Annotated in this window: 13 protein-coding genes; 3 read left to right on the top strand and 10 right to left on the bottom strand. The window is 69.9% G+C overall.

Annotated elements, in window-relative coordinates:
• Window positions 1-165: 165 nt before the first annotated feature.
• The 10 genes from IOD14_RS38370 to IOD14_RS38325 form a co-directional block, all read right to left on the bottom strand.
• Complete coding sequence (locus IOD14_RS38370) at window positions 166-1,938, bottom strand: IucA/IucC family siderophore biosynthesis protein (protein WP_212672723.1); 1,773 nt, start codon at window positions 1,936-1,938, stop codon at window positions 166-168.
• Window positions 1,935-2,486: a GNAT family N-acetyltransferase gene (locus tag IOD14_RS38365; RefSeq protein WP_212672722.1), complete on the bottom strand. Its 552-nt coding sequence runs from the start codon at window positions 2,484-2,486 to the stop codon at window positions 1,935-1,937. Before IOD14_RS38365 ends, IOD14_RS38370 begins: the two co-directional genes overlap by 4 nt.
• On the bottom strand, window positions 2,483-3,766 hold the full coding sequence (locus IOD14_RS38360) for a lysine N(6)-hydroxylase/L-ornithine N(5)-oxygenase family protein (protein WP_212672721.1): 1,284 nt from the start codon (window positions 3,764-3,766) through the stop codon (window positions 2,483-2,485). Before IOD14_RS38360 ends, IOD14_RS38365 begins: the two co-directional genes overlap by 4 nt.
• A complete protein-coding gene (gene desA / locus IOD14_RS38355; RefSeq protein ID WP_123989403.1) occupies window positions 3,750-5,192 on the bottom strand; it encodes a lysine decarboxylase DesA in 1,443 nt (480 codons plus the stop codon). Before desA ends, IOD14_RS38360 begins: the two co-directional genes overlap by 17 nt.
• 138 nt (window positions 5,193-5,330) lie before the next feature.
• Entirely contained in the window at window positions 5,331-6,164 is an 834-nt protein-coding gene (locus tag IOD14_RS38350) for a siderophore-interacting protein (RefSeq protein WP_212672720.1), read from the bottom strand.
• Between the two features lie 35 nt (window positions 6,165-6,199).
• Window positions 6,200-7,246 carry an ABC transporter substrate-binding protein gene (locus IOD14_RS38345; protein ID WP_123989401.1) on the bottom strand — a complete coding sequence of 349 codons (1,047 nt, stop codon included), beginning with the start codon at window positions 7,244-7,246 and terminating at the stop codon, window positions 6,200-6,202.
• Window positions 7,247-7,375: 129 nt separating this feature from the next.
• A complete protein-coding gene (locus IOD14_RS38340) occupies window positions 7,376-8,536 on the bottom strand; it encodes an acyl-CoA dehydrogenase family protein (protein ID WP_212672719.1) in 1,161 nt (386 codons plus the stop codon).
• A gap of 7 nt (window positions 8,537-8,543) precedes the next feature.
• Entirely contained in the window at window positions 8,544-9,464 is a 921-nt protein-coding gene (locus tag IOD14_RS38335; protein ID WP_123989399.1) for a hydroxymethylglutaryl-CoA lyase, read from the bottom strand.
• A complete protein-coding gene (locus tag IOD14_RS38330) occupies window positions 9,461-11,374 on the bottom strand; it encodes a biotin carboxylase N-terminal domain-containing protein (protein ID WP_212672718.1) in 1,914 nt (637 codons plus the stop codon). The genes IOD14_RS38335 and IOD14_RS38330 overlap by 4 nt, the downstream gene beginning before the upstream one ends.
• 6 nt (window positions 11,375-11,380) lie before the next feature.
• Window positions 11,381-12,997: a carboxyl transferase domain-containing protein gene (locus IOD14_RS38325; RefSeq protein ID WP_123989397.1), complete on the bottom strand. Its 1,617-nt coding sequence runs from the start codon at window positions 12,995-12,997 to the stop codon at window positions 11,381-11,383.
• Between the two features lie 97 nt (window positions 12,998-13,094).
• On the opposite strand from IOD14_RS38325, the gene IOD14_RS38320 reads away from it, so the two are divergent.
• The 3 genes from IOD14_RS38320 (at window position 13,095) to IOD14_RS38310 (ending at window position 15,860) form a co-directional block, all read left to right on the top strand.
• Window positions 13,095-13,688 (top strand): TetR/AcrR family transcriptional regulator, encoded by a 594-nt coding sequence (locus IOD14_RS38320; protein ID WP_123989396.1) that lies wholly within the window; start codon window positions 13,095-13,097, stop codon window positions 13,686-13,688.
• 106 nt (window positions 13,689-13,794) lie between these two features.
• Complete coding sequence (locus tag IOD14_RS38315) at window positions 13,795-14,952, top strand: acyl-CoA dehydrogenase family protein (protein ID WP_212672717.1); 1,158 nt, start codon at window positions 13,795-13,797, stop codon at window positions 14,950-14,952.
• A gap of 35 nt (window positions 14,953-14,987) precedes the next feature.
• The gene (locus IOD14_RS38310; RefSeq protein WP_123989395.1) at window positions 14,988-15,860 is read left to right on the top strand and encodes an acyl-CoA thioesterase II; all 873 of its coding nucleotides are present in this window, start codon (window positions 14,988-14,990) and stop codon (window positions 15,858-15,860) included.
• Window positions 15,861-15,874 lie beyond the last annotated feature (14 nt).

Here is a 15,874-nt window from a genome sequence, read left to right as displayed (position 1 = left end):
TCTCGTCTCCCCCAAGGAGCGCGGTCCCGGCAGGATGGGGACCGTAGTGGCACTCACTATGACGATGCTGTGCACGCCGTGTGCTCAAGAGGCACGAGAAGAGCCGGAAATGGGCGGGGCCCGAAAGGACCGTACTTTCGGGCCCCGCCTGGTGGTCGGGCCGTGCTACAGACCCGCGATGGGGTTGCGCAGCGTGCCGACCAGCTGGAGTGCGCCCGACGGATCCGCCAGGTCCACCATCTGCCTGTTGTTGCGCAGCTGGAGGCGGTTGAGGCAGGAGAGCGCGAATTCGGGCGCGAACATGTCGTACTGCGCGAACTTGTCGGCCAGTTCGGGCACCGACTGCTGGTAGTCGCGGGTGACCTCGGCGACCGTGCGCCAGAAGTCCTCCTCCTCCAGGATTCCCTCGGCGGCGAGGTTCGCGGCGAGGAAGCGGAAGAAGCAGTCGAAGACGTCCGTGAAGATCGACAGCAGCTTCTTGTCGTCGGGGACCTCGACGCGCAGCCGCTCGACCGTGGGCGGCAGTACCGCCTCCGGGTCCATGACGGCGATCTCCTCGGCGATGTCCTTGTAGACCGCCCGCTCGACCACGCCGTCCTTCAGCACCAGGACGACGTTCTCGCCGTGCGGCATGAACACCAGGTCGTAGGCGTAGAAGCTGTGCAGGAGCGGGGTGTAGTAGGCGCGCAGATAGCGGCGCAGCCAGTCCGTCGAGGTGAGTCCCGACCGCTCGACGAGGGCGCCCGCGAAGGAGCGGCCCTCGTGGTCGACATGGACCAGCGAGGCCATCGTCGCGAGCGACTCACCGTCCTGGAGGGAGGGGACCGGGCTCTCGCGCCACAGTGCGGCCAGCATCTTGCGGTACGGCGAGTAGCGGTCCGTCGCCTGCTCGTACTCCAGGTGCCGGTAGCCCACGGCGGCCCGCTCGCGGATGATCGACAGACCGGTGGACTTGAGCACCGGGTCGCCGTCGATGAGTCCGGCGAGCCAGTCGTTGATGGCCGGGGTCGCCTCCATGTACGCGGCCGAGAGTCCGCGCATGAAGCCCATGTTGAGGACGGACAGGGCCGTCTTCACGTAGTGCTTCTCGGGGTGCGAGCGGTTGAAGAAGGTCCGGATGGACTGCTGGGCCAGGTACTCGTCGTCGCCCTCGCCCAGACAGACCAGCAGCTCGCGGGCGACCTCGGCGGCGAAGGTGACGGCGAGCTTGTTCCACCACTGCCAGGGGTGGACCGGGATGAGGAGGTAGTCGGCCGGGTCGAGGCCCTTGGCGCGCAGGACGCCGTGGAACCGCTCGACGTTCTCCTCGCCCAGCTCCTGCCGTACGAAGGACTCGTACTCGATGCCGACCCCGGCCGTGAACGCGGCGCGGGAGCGGTGCGCGGCGAGCCAGACCAGGCGGACCGGGTTCGCGGCCTCGGGGGCGTACGAGAGGTACTCGTGGATGCCGAAACCGAGCCGGCCGTTGTTGGCGACGAAGCAGGGGTGGCCCTCGGTCATGCCGGTCTCGATGTCCTGGAAGGAGCTCCTGGCGAGTTCGGCGACCGGGATCTGCGGCTTGGCGAGCTTGTAGCAGGTGCCCGAGAGGGTGGAGGAGATCTCCTCCAGGTAGACCGGCAGGATCTCGTCGCTCAGGCCCAGGGTCTGCTTCAGCTCGATGAAGAAGTCCAGCGCGGCGAGGGGGAGTTCGGTGCCGTCGCGGTGCCGGGTGATGGAGTCGGCGTCGACCTGCCAGTGGTCGAGGGAGCGGCGTACGGCGGTGAAGTCGTAGCGGGTCTTGCCGTCGTCGCTGCGGACGACGTACTGGTCCTTGTCCGTCTCCTCGGGTTCGATCAGCCGCTCGTGCGCGAACTCGGCGAGACCCTTGCGGACCAGATGGCGGTTGGCCGTCTCCCAGCGCTCGGGGGAGAGGTGGGACACGGCGTCGGCGAGGCTCATGCGGACACCCCCGTCGCGGCCACGCCGTGTTGAATCTCAAAGAAGCGTTCCCGTGTGCAGAAGCTCAACAGGGCCCTTTTCTCCGGCTTCTGGATCTCACGCTCGGGCACGAACCCGACCGCCTCGTTGAGGGCGTGGACGGCCTTGTTGGAGACGTCCGGCTCCACGACCACCCGCCGGACGGCCGGGTCCTCGAAGAGGTGGGCCATCACGGCGGTGATGACGGACCGGGTGAACCCGTGCACGGGCCGGTCGGTCGCCGGGGTCAGGAAGTGCATGCCGACGTCCCCCGGCCGCGGCTCGTACAGCCCGACCAGCTCGCGGTGGGCGGGGTCGTACTTCTCCATCAGGAAGGCGGGGACGCCGTCCTCGGTGAGGCCGAGCAGCGCGTGATGGTGCTCGTCGGCCGCGATGTCCAGGTAGGCGCGCTCGACGTCCTCCGGATTCGCGTCCTGCATCATCCAGAACGCGGCCTTGGGGTGGGTGACCCACCCGTGCAGCAACTCGGCGTCCTTCAGCGGGTCGAGGGGGCGGAAGGTGAAGGTCATACGGAGAACTCCTGGAACGCGATCGTCTTCTCGACCGGGTAGTACTCGGTGCCGAGCAGCTCGCGGATGATGCAGCTGTTGCGGTAGGCACCCATGCCCAGGTCGGGGCTGGTGATGCTGTGGGTGTGGACGCCGGCGTTCTGCAGGAAGACGCCTCTGCCCGTCACGTCGATCGCGTAGGTGCGGGACACGTCGAAGTTGCCCTGGGAGTCGTACACCAGGCGGTCCTTGACCGGCGCCAGGAACTTCGGCTCGGCGTACTTGTAGCCGGTCGCCAGGACCAGGCCCTGCGACTCGATCTCGAAGTCCTTCTCCTGCTCCTCCTGGCGGAAGGCGAGCGTGTACGTGCCGTTCTCGTACCGCGCGCTGTTGAGCGAGGAGTTGGTGAGCAGCCGGGTGGGGACCGGGCCGCCGAGGTTCTTCCGGTAGAGCAGGTCGAAGATCTCGTTGATGAGGTCGCCGTCGATCCCCTTGAACAGGCCCTTCTGCTCGGCGGTGAGCCGGTAGCGGGTGGCCTCGGGCAGCTCGCGGTAGTAGTCGATGTACTCCGGGGAGGTCATCTCCAGGGTGAGCTTGGTGTATTCGAGGGGGAAGAAGCGCGGTGACCGGGTGACCCAGTTCAGCCGGTAGCCGTGGACGTCGATCTCGCCGAGGAGGTCGTGGTAGATCTCGGCGGCGGACTGCCCCGAGCCGACCAGGGTGATCGACTCCTTCTTCACGAGCTCCGAACGGTGCTGCACGTAGCGGGAGTTGTGGATGAAGTCGCCGTCCAGGCCCTTGCAGGCCTCCGGCACGTACGGCGGGGTGCCGGTGCCGAGGACCAGGTGGCGGGCGCGGAACTCCGCACCGGCCGTGGTCCTCACGACGTAGACCTCGTCCTCGTCCTCGTACGTCACCTCGGTGACCGTGGTGCCGAAGCGGATGCTGCTCAGCTTGTTCGCGGCCCAGCGGCAGTAGTCGTCGTACTCCACCCGCAGCGGATAGAAGTTCTCGCGGATGTAGAACGAGTACAGCCGCCCTTTCTCCTTCAGGTAGTTGAGGAAGGAGTACGGCGAGGTCGGGTCGGCGAGGGTGACCAGGTCCGACATGAACGGGGTCTGGAGGTGGGCGCCGTCCAGGAACATGCCGGCGTGCCATTCGAAGTCGGGCTTCGACTCCAGGAAGATCCCGTCGAGTTCGTCGATGGGCTCGGTGAGACAGGCGAGGCCCAGGTTGAACGGGCCCAGGCCGATCCCCACGAAGTCGTGGACGGTGGACGGGTTGTCAGGACGCGCGGTCAAGGGACTCTCCCAGGTACTGCTCGGCGTGGCCGGCGATGAGGTCGAGGACGACGGACATGTCCTCGACCGTCGTCTCGGGGTTGAGCAGGGTGAACTTCAGGTAGTGGCGGCCCTGGACCTTCGTGCCCGCGACCACGGCGTCCCCGGAGGCGAACAGTGCCTTGCGGGCGTACAGGTTGGCGCGGTCGATCTCCGCGGGATCGGTGACGGAGGCCGGGATGTAGCGGAAGACGAGCGTGGACAGCGAGGGCTCCACGACGACGTCGAAGCGCGGGTCGGCGGCGAGCAGCTTCCAGCCCTCGGCGGCCAGGTCGCAGACCTCGTCGAAGAGCTGGCCGATGCCGTCGGCGCCCATCACGCGCAGGGTCATCCACAGCTTGAGCGCGTCGAAGCGGCGGGTGGTCTGGAGGGACTTGTCCACCTGGTTGGGGATACGTTCCTGCACCATGCGGCGCGGGTTGAGGTACTCCGCGTGGTAGGTGGCGTGCCGCAGCGTGGCCGCGTCGCGGACCAGCACGGCGGACGAACTCACCGGCTGGAAGAAGGACTTGTGGTAGTCCACGGTGACCGAGTCGGCGCGCTCGATGCCGTCGATGCGGTCCCGGTGCCTGACCGAGGCGAGCAGTCCGCAGCCGTAGGCGGCGTCGACGTGCATCCAGGTGTCGTACTGCTCGCACAGCTCGGCGATCTCGGGCAGGGGGTCGATGGAGCCGAAGTCGGTGGTGCCGGCGGTGGCGACGACGGCCATCGGGACCAGGCCGTCGCGGCGGCAGCGCTCCAGCTCCCGGGCGAGGGCGACGGTCTGCATCCGCTTGTCGTGGTCGACGGGGACGGACACCACCGAATCGGCGCTCAGGCCAAGGAGTTTGGCCGACTTCCTGACGCTGAAGTGGCTGACCTCGGAGGCGAAGACACGCAGGTCGGCGAAGGACTCGGCCTTCGCCTCCTCGCGGGCCAGCAGCAGCGCCTGGAGGTTGGACTGCGTCCCGCCCGAGGTGAACACGCCGTCCGCGACGGGACCCAGGCCGATGCGGGCGGTCGTCCAGTCGATCAGCTTGCGTTCGATGAGGGTGCCGCCGGCGGACTGGTCCCAGGTGTCCAGGGAGGAGTTGACGGCGGAGAGGATGGCCTCGCCGAGCACGGCAGGGATGACGACCGGGCAGTTGAGGTGGGCGAGGTAGCGGGGGTGGTGGAAGTAGACCGCGTCGCGGAGGTAGACGTCCTCCAGCTCGTCGAGCACCGCCGTCGTGTCCAGCAGGGGCTTGTCGAGGTCGATCTCGTCGATGCGGGGAGTGAGTGCGTCGACGGTGACGCCGGTGAACGGCCTTGTGGTGGTGGCGAGTTTGGCCGCCACCCGCTCGATTCCTTCGGTCACGGAGCGCCGGTAGCTCTCCGCGGTCGTGTCATTGAGCAGGTGCGAGCGCATGTGGGGCCCTCCGGTGGGGACAGTCCGTGCGGGACAAGGCAGGAGCGGGGAGATCCCGGCTTCAACTTAGGTAAGCCTAACCTAATTAAGTTGCGCGGAAACCCGCCCTGCCCGTGACCGAAGTCACGTCTGCGGGAGTCACTCGGCCGCGCGCAACTGCTCCTCGGTCATCCCCTGCCGCCAGTACCCCACGAAGGTCACCCGGCGCCGGTCGACCCCCCGCTCCCGCACGAAGTGCCGGCGCAGCTCCTTCACGCACCCGGACTCGCCGGCGATCCAGACGTACGGCCGTTCGGCGGGCGGGAGCGGGGTGTCCCGGAGGGCGCCGAGCGCCATGGGGGAGCACTCGGCACCGTCCTTCTCGGCGACGAGCCAGGTGATCTCGGCGTCCGCCTCGGTCGCCAGGTCCTGGATGTCCCCGGCGTCGTGCACCTCCAGCCACACGCGGGCGCGCTGTCCGGCGGGGAGGGCCTCGAGGATCGCGGAGACGGCGGGGAGGGCGGTCTCGTCCCCCCAGAGCACCACGAGGTCGGTGTCCGTGGGGGGCCGGAACCGGATGGCCCGGTTGTCGGCGACGGCGGGACCCAGCAACTGGACCCGGTCGCCCGCGCAGGCCCGCGCGGCCCACCGGGAGGCGGGCCCGGCGGGCTCGTGCAGCACGAAGTCGATGTCGATCTCGTCGGGATCGCGGCGGAGACCTCGCAGGGTGTACGAGCGCATCACGGCCCGCTCCGCCTCCGGTGTCTCCCGCCAGGCCTGCCACCACCCGTCCCCCAGCTCGACGGGAACCCCCGGCTCGGTCCGCCCCTCGGCGGGGAGGAACAGGGACAGCGACTGGTCGTGTCCGTGGGAGAAGAAGTGCTGGAGGTCCTCCCCGGTGAAGCTGACCCGGACGAGAGACGGGCCGAGCCGCCTCGTCCGTGCCACCTGGAGGGAGAAGAAGCGGAACGGGGCGGCCACGGCCGTAGTCATGCGAGTCTCCTGACGTTCAGGAAGGTGCAGGGGGGTCAGCTGACCTTCTTCGCGGTCTCGATCGCCTTCGCCAGGTTCTCCACCATGGCCACGCACTTGTCGTACGACAGAATCGGCTCGGGGGAACGCGCGATGACCTGTCCCGCCTTCACCGCGGGCAGCTTCTTCCAGGTCGCCTCGGTGATGTCGGCCGGCTGGATCGTCGCCGTGCGGTCGTCCATCATGATGATGTCGGCCTTGTACTTGTCGACGTTCTCCCAGCTCAGCGACTCGTACCAGCCGCCGGACGCCTTGAGCACGGACGCCGGGGGCTCCACGAAGTTCACGCCGAGCGCCTTGAAGTACTCGAGGTCGACGGAGAGGTTGGAGCCGGAGACGTAGAAGACGTCCTGCGCCGCGGACCCGGCGAGCACCTTGATGTCGGGGTGGGCCTTGGCGGCGGCACGCAGCCGCTCCGACGCCGACTCGAACCGCTTCTTCGCGTCGGTGACCTTCGCCGCCGTCATGTCCGCGCCGAGCGACTCGGCCAGCTCCCACACCTTCTGGAGCGGCGTGGTGATCTGACGGTCGTACACGGACACGGCCACGCTGGGCGCCAGCTTGGCGATCTTGGACGCCGAGGCCGCGGGAACGTACCAGAGGGTGCCGGCGCTGTCGAAGGTCGTGGTGATGAGGACCTCGGGCGCGAAGGCCGCGTACTCCTCGACGTTGAACTGGTCCCAGACGTTGCCGAAGACCGTCAGCTTGCTGACGTCCATGTCGCCGGCCTGGACGTCGGCCTTGCCGTCCTTGGTCTTGGTGGGCCCGAAGACACCCTTGACCTCGATGCCGTAGTCGTGGAGCGCGGCGGCGACGCCGACGAAGGCGACGATCTTCGTGGGGACCTTGTCGAGCTTCACGGTCGTGCCGCGGTCGTCCTTGAAGGTCCACGCCCCGGACTTGGCGGCCGTGGTCCCCTTGCCAGAGCCCTCGTTGCTGGAGTCGTCGTCACCGCAGGCCGCGAGCACGGCGCCGAGGCCGAGTGCGCCGCCCGCGGCGAGGATGCCACGGCGGGTGAGGTGGGCGGCTCTTGCGTTGGACATGTGTGGCTGCTTTCGAACGGGGCGGAGCGCCCGCCGGACAAGTTCAATGTAGGTTAGCCTAACCTCAGTGAATGTCCAGAGGGTGGGGCGCCGCCCCGTCCGAGCTGTGGGTGCTCTGTGAGCTGCGGCTTAACCCACCAGGCCCAACTCCCGTGCGATCAGCATCCGTTGCACCTCGCTCGTGCCCTCGCCGATCTCCAGGATCTTGGAGTCGCGCCACATGCGGGCGACCGGGTACTCGTTCATGAAGCCGTAGCCGCCGTGGATCTGGGTGGCGTCACGGGCGTTGTCCACGGCGACCGTGGAGGAGTACAGCTTGGCGAGGGCCGCCTCCTTCTTGAAGGGCTCGCCGGTGACCAGCCGCGAGGCCGCGTCCCGCCAGGCAAGGCGCGCGGTGTGGGCCTTCATCTCCATGTCGGCGATCTTGAACTGGATCGCCTGGTTGGCGCCGATGGGCCGCCCGAACGCCTGCCGCTCCTTCGCGTACTTCACCGACTCGTCCACACAGCCCTGCGCGAGTCCGGTCGCGAGCGCCGCGATGGCGATCCGGCCCTCGTCGAGGATGCGCAGGAACTGGGCGTAGCCGCGGCCCTGTTCGCCCAGCAGGTTCGCCGCCGGGACCCGCACGTCGGAGAAGGACAGCTCGCGGGTGTCGGAGGCGTTCCAGCCGACCTTCGAGTACGGCGCCGCGACTCCGAAGCCCGGGGTGCCCGAGGGGACGATGATCGAGGAGATCAGGGGCTTGCCGTCGGGCTTGCGGCCGGTGACCGCGGTGACGGTGACCAATCCCGTGATGTCGGTGCCGGAGTTGGTGATGAAGCACTTGGTGCCGTTGATCACCCACTCGTCGGTGTCGGGGTCGAGGCGGGCCGTCGTACGCGTGGCTCCCGCGTCGCTGCCGCCGTCCGGCTCGGTCAGCCCGAAGGCGCCCAGGATCTCCCCCGAGCACAGCCGGGGCAGCCACTCGCGCTTCTGCTCCTCGGTGCCGAAGAGGTGGATCGGCATGGCGCCCAGGGAGACGCCGGCCTCCAGGGTGATCGCCACCGAGGAGTCCACGCGCGCGAGTTCCTCCAGCACGAGGCCGAGGGCCAGGTAGTCGCCGCCCATACCGCCGTACTCCTCGGGGAACGGCAACCCGAACAGGCCCATGCGGCCCATCTCGCGGACGATCTCGTACGGGAACTCGTGGTGCTCGTAGTACTCGCCGATCTTCGGCGCCACTACGTCATGGGCGAACTCCTCGACCGTACGGCGGAGTTCTTCCAGCTCGGGGGAGAGGCGGTGGTCCATCGGGGGTTCACTCCTGGTGGGAGAGGGCGCGGACGGTGCGGGACGGGCTGGGTCGGCCCAGGTGTTCGGCCATCCAGACGCTGGTGGCGACGAGACGGTCGAGGTCGACACCGGTGTCGATGCCGAGGCCCTGAAGCATCCACACGAGGTCCTCGGTGGCGAGGTTGCCGGTGGCGGACTTGGCGTACGGGCAGCCGCCGAGGCCGCCCGCGGAGGCGTCCACGGTGGTGACGCCGTGCTGGAGGGCGGCGTAGGTGTTGGCGAGGGCCTGGCCGTAGGTGTCGTGGAAGTGCACGCCCACCTTCTCCACGGGGACGTCGAGTTCGGTGAGCAGCGCCCGTACGTGCCCCGGTGTCGCCACCCCGATGGTGTCGCCGAGGCTCAGCTCGTCGCAGCCCATGTCGAGCAGGGCGCGGCAGACCTTGACGACCTGCGGGACCGGGACCGCGCCCTCCCAGGGGTCGCCGAAGCACATCGACAGGTAGCCGCGGACGTGCACACCCTCGGCCTTGGCCCGGCCGACCACCGGCTCGAACATCGCCAGCGCCTCGTCGACCGTGCGGTTGAGGTTGGCCTTGGCGAAGGACTCGGTGGCGCTGGCGAACACGGCGACGCGGGTGGCGCCCAGCGCGAGGGCGCGGTCCAGGCCGCGTTCGTTCGGCACCAGCACCGGGAGGTCGGCCGGGACGTCGCTCACCTGCGGGAACAGCTGCTCCGCGTCGGCGAGTTGGGGCACCCACTTCGGGTGGACGAAGCTCGTCGCCTCGATGGTCGTCAGTCCGGCCTCGGCGAGGCGTCGGACGAACTCCGCCTTGACCTCCGTCGGCACGGTCGACTTCTCGTTCTGCAGTCCGTCGCGGGCGCCGACCTCGTGGATGCGGACGCGGGCCGGGAGCCCTGCCTCAGGTACGACCATGGGGAGTGTCATTTCTCCTCCTCCACCGGGGTGATGACCGCGAGCACCTGGTCCATGGCGACCGTCGTGCCCGGGGTGACGTCCAGCTCGGCGACCGTGCCGGCGTGCGGGGCGGAGATGACGTGCTCCATCTTCATCGCCTCGACGACGAGCAGACTCTGTCCCGCGGCGACCTCGTCCCCGACGGCCACCTTCACGACGGTCACCGTGCCGGGCATGGGGGCGGTGAGCGAGTCGGCGCCTGCGTGGGCGGACCCGGTGAGGGACGCGGCCACCGGGTCGTGGTCCCGCACCTGCCAGGCGTCGCCGTCCCGGCCGACCCAGTCGCCGGCCCGGTGGAAGGTGTGACGGACACCGTCGAGGGTGACCGAGACCTGGTCCTCGGTGACGGTGTGGGCGCCGCGCGGGACGTGCTCGACGGGGTCCTGCACCCGCAGGTGGAAGCCGACGGGCTTCGGGGTGCCCCCCATCCGCCAGCCGCTCGGCACCGAGAACGGGTCCGTCCACCCGCCGCCCTCGGGCCGCAGCTGTGCGAGCCGTACGGCCGCCGCCGCCTCGTACACCTCCTCCGGCACGTCGGTGGAGACCAGGTCGTCCACCACCCGCTCCACGAGCCCGGTGTCCAACTCGCCCTTCACCACGTCCGGATGGGCCAGCAGCCGCCGCAGGAACCCCGCGTTGGTCTGCACGCCCAGCGTCACCGTCTCCGCGAGGGCCGCCCTGAGCTTCCTGAGCGCGGTCTCCCGGTCCGGGCCGTAGGCGATGACCTTGGACAGCATCGGGTCGTACAGGCTGCCGACCTCCGTGCCCTCGCTGAGCCCGGAGTCGGTGCGGACGCCGTCGCCCTGGGGCTCGCGCAGCTTCAACACCGTGCCGCCGGACGGAAGGAAGCCGCGCGCGGGGTCCTCCGCGCAGACGCGGGCCTCGACGGCGTGCCCGGTCAGCCGGACGTCCTCCTGCCCGTACGGCAGCCGCTCGCCCGCCGCGACCCGCAGCTGCCACTCCACCAGGTCCAGGCCGGTGACGAGCTCGGTGACCGGGTGCTCCACCTGGAGGCGGGTGTTCATCTCCATGAAGTAGTACGAGGACGGGTCGTCGCCCGGCACGATGAACTCCACCGTGCCCGCGCCCCGGTAGCCGCAGGAGCGGGCCGCCTCGACCGCGGCCCGGCCCATCGAGGCGCGCGTGCCCTCGTCGAGGAGGACGCTGGGCGCCTCCTCGATGATCTTCTGGTGGCGTCGCTGGAGCGAGCACTCGCGCTCGCCGAGGTGGATCACCTGGCCGTGGCCGTCGGCGAGGACCTGGATCTCGATGTGCCGGGGCCGGTCGACCCACCGCTCCACGAGCAGCGTGTCGTCGCCGAAGGAGGCACGGGCCTCGCGGCGGGCGGCGGCGATCTCCTCCTCCAGGACGGTCAGGTCCCGGACCAGCCGCATGCCCTTGCCGCCGCCGCCCGCGCTGGGCTTGAGCAGCACCGGCGCGCCCAACGTGCGTGCGGCCTCGGCGAGTTCGGGGTCCCGGCCGCCGGGCACGACCGGCACTCCGGCCGCCTCGACGGTCTCCTTGGCGCGGATCTTGTCGCCCATGAGGGCGATCGCGTCCGCGGGGGGCCCGATGAAGACGAGCCCGGCGTCGGCGCACGCGCGCGCGAAGGCCGCGTTCTCGGCGAGGAAGCCGTAGCCGGGGTGGACGGCCTGGGCTCCGGTGCGGGCGGCGGCCTCCAGGAGCCGCTCGACGGACAGATAGCTCTCCGAGGCCGGCGCCGGTCCGAGACGTACCGCGGTGTCCGCCTCCCGGACGTGCCGCGCGTCGGCGTCCGCGTCGGAGAAGACGGCCACCGAGCGCACACCGAGCGCGCGCAGGGTGCGGATGACGCGGACCGCGATCTCGCCCCGGTTGGCGACAAGCACTGTGTCAAACATGGGTCCTCACATCCGGAAGACGCCGAACTGGGGGTCGCCCAGCGGCGCGTTGGCGCATGCGGTCAGGGCGAGTCCCAGCACCTGCCGGGTGTCGAGCGGGTCGATGACCCCGTCGTCCCAGAGGCGGGCGGTGGCGTAGTAGGCGTTGCCCTGGCGGTCGTACTGGGCGCGGATCGGGTCCTTGAAGGCCTCTTCGTCCTCGGCGGCCCAGTCCTCCCCGCGGGACTCCAACTGGTCCCGCTTGACGGTCGCGAGGACCGAGGCGGCCTGTTCGCCGCCCATGACGGAGATCTTGGCGTTGGGCCACATCCACAGGAAGCGGGGGGAGTAGGCCCGGCCGCACATGGAGTAGTTCCCGGCGCCGTAGGAACCGCCGACGACCACGGTCAGCTTGGGCACGCGCGTGCAGGCGACCGCGGTCACCATCTTGGCGCCGTGCTTGGCGATGCCGCCGGCCTCGTAGTCCTTGCCGACCATGAAGCCGGAGATGTTCTGCAGGAACAGCAGCGGGATGCCGCGCTGGTCGCACAGCTCGATGAAGTGGGCGCCCTTCTGGGCCGATTCGGAGAACAGGATGCCGTTGTTGGCGACGATCCCGACCGGGTGCCCGTGGATCCGGGCGAAGCCGGTGACGAGGGTCTGCCCGAACTCGGCCTTGAACTCGGCGAACCGGGAGCCGTCCGTGATGCGCGCGATGATCTCGCGGACGTCGTAGGGGGTGCGGGAGTCGGTGGGGACCGCGCCGTAGAGGCCGTGGGGGTCGACCTTGGGCTCCACGGCGGCCTCGACGGACCAGGGCAGCGGCCCGCGCGCGGGCAGGGTCGCGGCGATGTTCCGGACGATCCTCAGCGCGTGCGCGTCGTCCTCGGCGAGGTGGTCGGTGACGCCCGAGATCCGCGAGTGCACCTCGCCGCCGCCGAGCTCCTCCGCGGTGACGACCTCGCCGGTGGCGGCCTTCACGAGCGGGGGCCCGCCGAGGAAGATCGTGCCCTGGTTGCGGACGATGACGGCCTCGTCGCTCATGGCGGGGACGTAGGCGCCCCCGGCCGTGCAGGACCCGAGGACCGCCGCGATCTGCGGAATGCCCGCGCCCGACATCCTGGCCTGGTTGTAGAAGATGCGCCCGAAGTGCTCGCGGTCCGGGAAGACCTCGTCCTGCATGGGCAGGAAGGCGCCGCCGGAGTCCACGAGGTAGACGCAGGGCAGCCGGTTGTCGAGGGCGACCTCCTGCGCGCGCAGGTGCTTCTTCACCGTCATCGGGTAGTAGGTGCCGCCCTTGACGGTGGCGTCGTTGGCGACGACGACGCACTCGCGCCCGCTCACCCGCCCGATCCCGGCGATGACGCCGGCGGCCGGGGCCTGTCCGTCGTACATCCCGTCGGCGGCGAGCGGGGCCAGCTCCAGGAAGGGCGAGCCGGGGTCGAGGAGTGTGTCGACCCGGTCCCTCGGCAACAGCTTCCCGCGCGCGGTGTGCCGCTCGCGCGCCCTCTCCCCGCCGCCCAGCCTTGCGGCGGCGAGTTTGGCCCGCAGCTCGTCCACGAGGGCCCGGTGGGCCTCCTCGTTGGCCTTCCAGGCCTCCGACGCGGGGTCCGCCGCGCTCGTCAGCTCGGGTGCCTGATCCATGTCCCGCGGTCCCCTCACCCAGTGATCGCCTGTTAATGAGCGTTAACCATTTCCTTCAGGTTAACGACCGCTAACCTCCCTGTCTAGAATTGCTTCCATGGCCACCAGAACCGACGCCCCCACCCGCCGCGAGCAGATCCTCAAGGAGGCCGCGCGGCTGTTCGCCGAGCGCGGGTTCCACGGCGTGGGCGTGGACGAGATAGGCGCGGCGGTCGGGATCAGCGGACCCGGGCTCTACCGGCACTTCGCGGGCAAGGACGCGATGCTGGCGGAGCTGCTGGTCGGCATCAGCGGCCGGCTGCTGACGGGCGGCAAGCGGAGGGCGGCCGAGTCGAACGGCGGGGACCCGGAGGCGCTGCTGGACTCGCTGATCGAGGGGCACATCGACTTCGCCCTCGACGACCGTCCCCTCATCACCCTGCACGACCGGGAGCTGGACCGCCTGCGCGACAGCGACCGCAAGCTGGTGCGGCAGCTCCAGCGGCAGTACGTCGAGCTGTGGGTGGAGGTCCTGCGGGAGGTCTACCCCGCGCTCGCCGAACCCGCGGCCCGCTCGGCCGTGCACTCCGTCTTCGGGCTCCTGAACTCCACTCCGCACCTGGGCCGCCCCGGCTCGATTCCGGGCCGCGGGGCCACGGCGGAGCTGCTGCACCGCATGGCCCGGGGCGCGTTCGCGGCCGCGGCGGCGTGACGAGCGTTACGGGATCTCCTCTGGACGCGTCTCCTTACCGGCCGGTACCTTGAACATCTGAGCAAGCGCTTAGACATGGACTCTCAGTCAGGTGGAGGTGGCGGCGGTGCGCCGTACGGTGTTCAACGAGGACCACGAGGCGTTCCGGGAGACCCTGCGCGCCTTCATCGAGGCCGAGGTCGTCCCCGTCTACGACGAGTGGTTCGCGGCCGGCCAGGCGCCGCGCGACTTCTACTACAAGCTCGCCGAGCTCGGCGTCTTCGGCATCCGCGTGGACGAGGAGTTCGGCGGCGCCGGCATCGACTCGTACAAGTTCGAAGCCGTGATGTACGAGGAGACCGCCCGCGCGGGTGTGCAGTTCGGCGGCTCCGGTGTGCACGTCCTGCTCGGACTGCCGTACATCAAGATGCTCGCCACCGACGAGCAGAAGAAGCGCTTCCTGCCGAAGTTCGTCTCCGGTGAGGAGATGTGGGCCCTGGCGATGACCGAGCCGGGCACCGGCTCCGACCTCGCGGGCATGGAGACCACCGCCAAGCTCTCCGAGGACGGCACGCACTACGTCCTCAACGGCTCCAAGACCTTCATCACCGGTGGCGTCCACGCCGACCGCGTGATCGTCTGCGCCCGCACCTCCGCGCCGACCGCCGAGGACCGCCGCCACGGCATCTCCCTCTTCGCCGTCGACACCAAGTCCGAGGGCTACTCCATCGGCCGCAAGCTGGACAAGCTCGGCCTGAAGACCTCCGACACCGCCGAGCTGGCGTTCGTCGACGTCAAGGTGCCGGTCGAGGACCTCCTCGGCGAGGAGAACAAGGGCTTCTACTACCTCGGCCACAACCTCGCCTCCGAGCGCTGGGGCATCGCCTTCGGCGCCTACGCGCAGGCCAAGGCCGCCGTGCGGTTCGCCAAGGAGTACGTCCAGGAGCGCACCGTCTTCGGCAAGCCGGTCGCCTCCTTCCAGAACACCAAGTTCGAGCTGGCCGCCTGCCAGGCCGAGGTGGACGCGGCCGAGGCCGTCGTCGACCGCGCCCTGGAGGCCCTCGACGCGGGCGAGCTGACCCCCGCCGAGGCCGCCAGCGCCAAGCTGTTCGCCACCGAGGTCGCCCACCGCGTCATCGACCGCTGCCTCCAGCTGCACGGCGGCTACGGCTTCATGAACGAGTACCCGATCGCCCGCCTGTACGCGGACAACCGCGTCAACCGGATCTACGGCGGCACCAGCGAGATCATGAAGTCGATCATCGCGAAGGACATGGGCCTGTAAGCCGCGCGCAATTACTGCCCGATACAACTGACTCCATGAGCCAGGCACTCCAGGACCTCCTCGATCTGCTCGACCTCGAGCAGATCGAGGAGGACATCTTCCGCGGCGCCTCCCGCCCCGCCGTCGTCCCCCGCGTCTTCGGCGGGCAGGTCGCGGCGCAGGCGCTGGTCGCCGCGGGGCGGACGGTCCCCGAGGACCGTCTCGCCCACTCCCTGCACGCGTACTTCCTGCGCCCCGGCGACCCGGGCGCGCCGATCGTCTACACGGTCGACCGGATGAACGACGGGCGTTCCTTCACCGCGCGCCGCGTGCTCGCGGTCCAGCACGGCCAGCCGATCTTCGCCCTCTCCGCGTCCTTCCAGCGGCACGAGGAGGGCTTCGACCACCAGGCCCCCATGCCCTCCGCCCCCGACCCGGCGACGCTCCCCACCTCCGCGGACCGGCTGCGCGGCTACGACCACCTGGACCCCAGGGTCGTCGAGCGGTTCCTGGAGGCCCGCGAGGCGATCGACCTGCGCTACGTCGAGGAACCGCCGTTCGGGAAGTTCGGCGAGCCGCGCGAACCGCACTCACAGGTCTGGTTCCGCACCAACGGCAAGCTGGCCGACGACCCGCTGCTGCACGTCGTCCTCGCCACCTACGTCTCCGACATGACCCTGCTCGACTCGATCCTGCTGGCGCACGGCCGGGGCGGCTGGGCCGTCGGTGACGTCGTCGGGGCCTCGCTCGACCACGCCATGTGGTTCCACCGCCCCTTCCGCGCCGACGAATGGCTCCTGTACGACCAGGAGTCCCCGTCGGCCTCCGGCGGCCGCGGCCTCGGCCAGGCCCGCATCTACACCCAGGACGGCCGACTGGCCATCTCGGTCATCCAGGAGGGCGTGGTCCGCGCACCGCGGCGAGCCTGAGCGTCCCGGTCCCG

The organism is Streptomyces sp. A2-16 (assembly GCF_018128905.1).
Lineage (GTDB): Bacteria > Actinomycetota > Actinomycetes > Streptomycetales > Streptomycetaceae > Streptomyces.
Note: the sequence above shows the minus strand (reverse complement) of the source record. Positions and strands in the feature narration are given on the sequence as shown.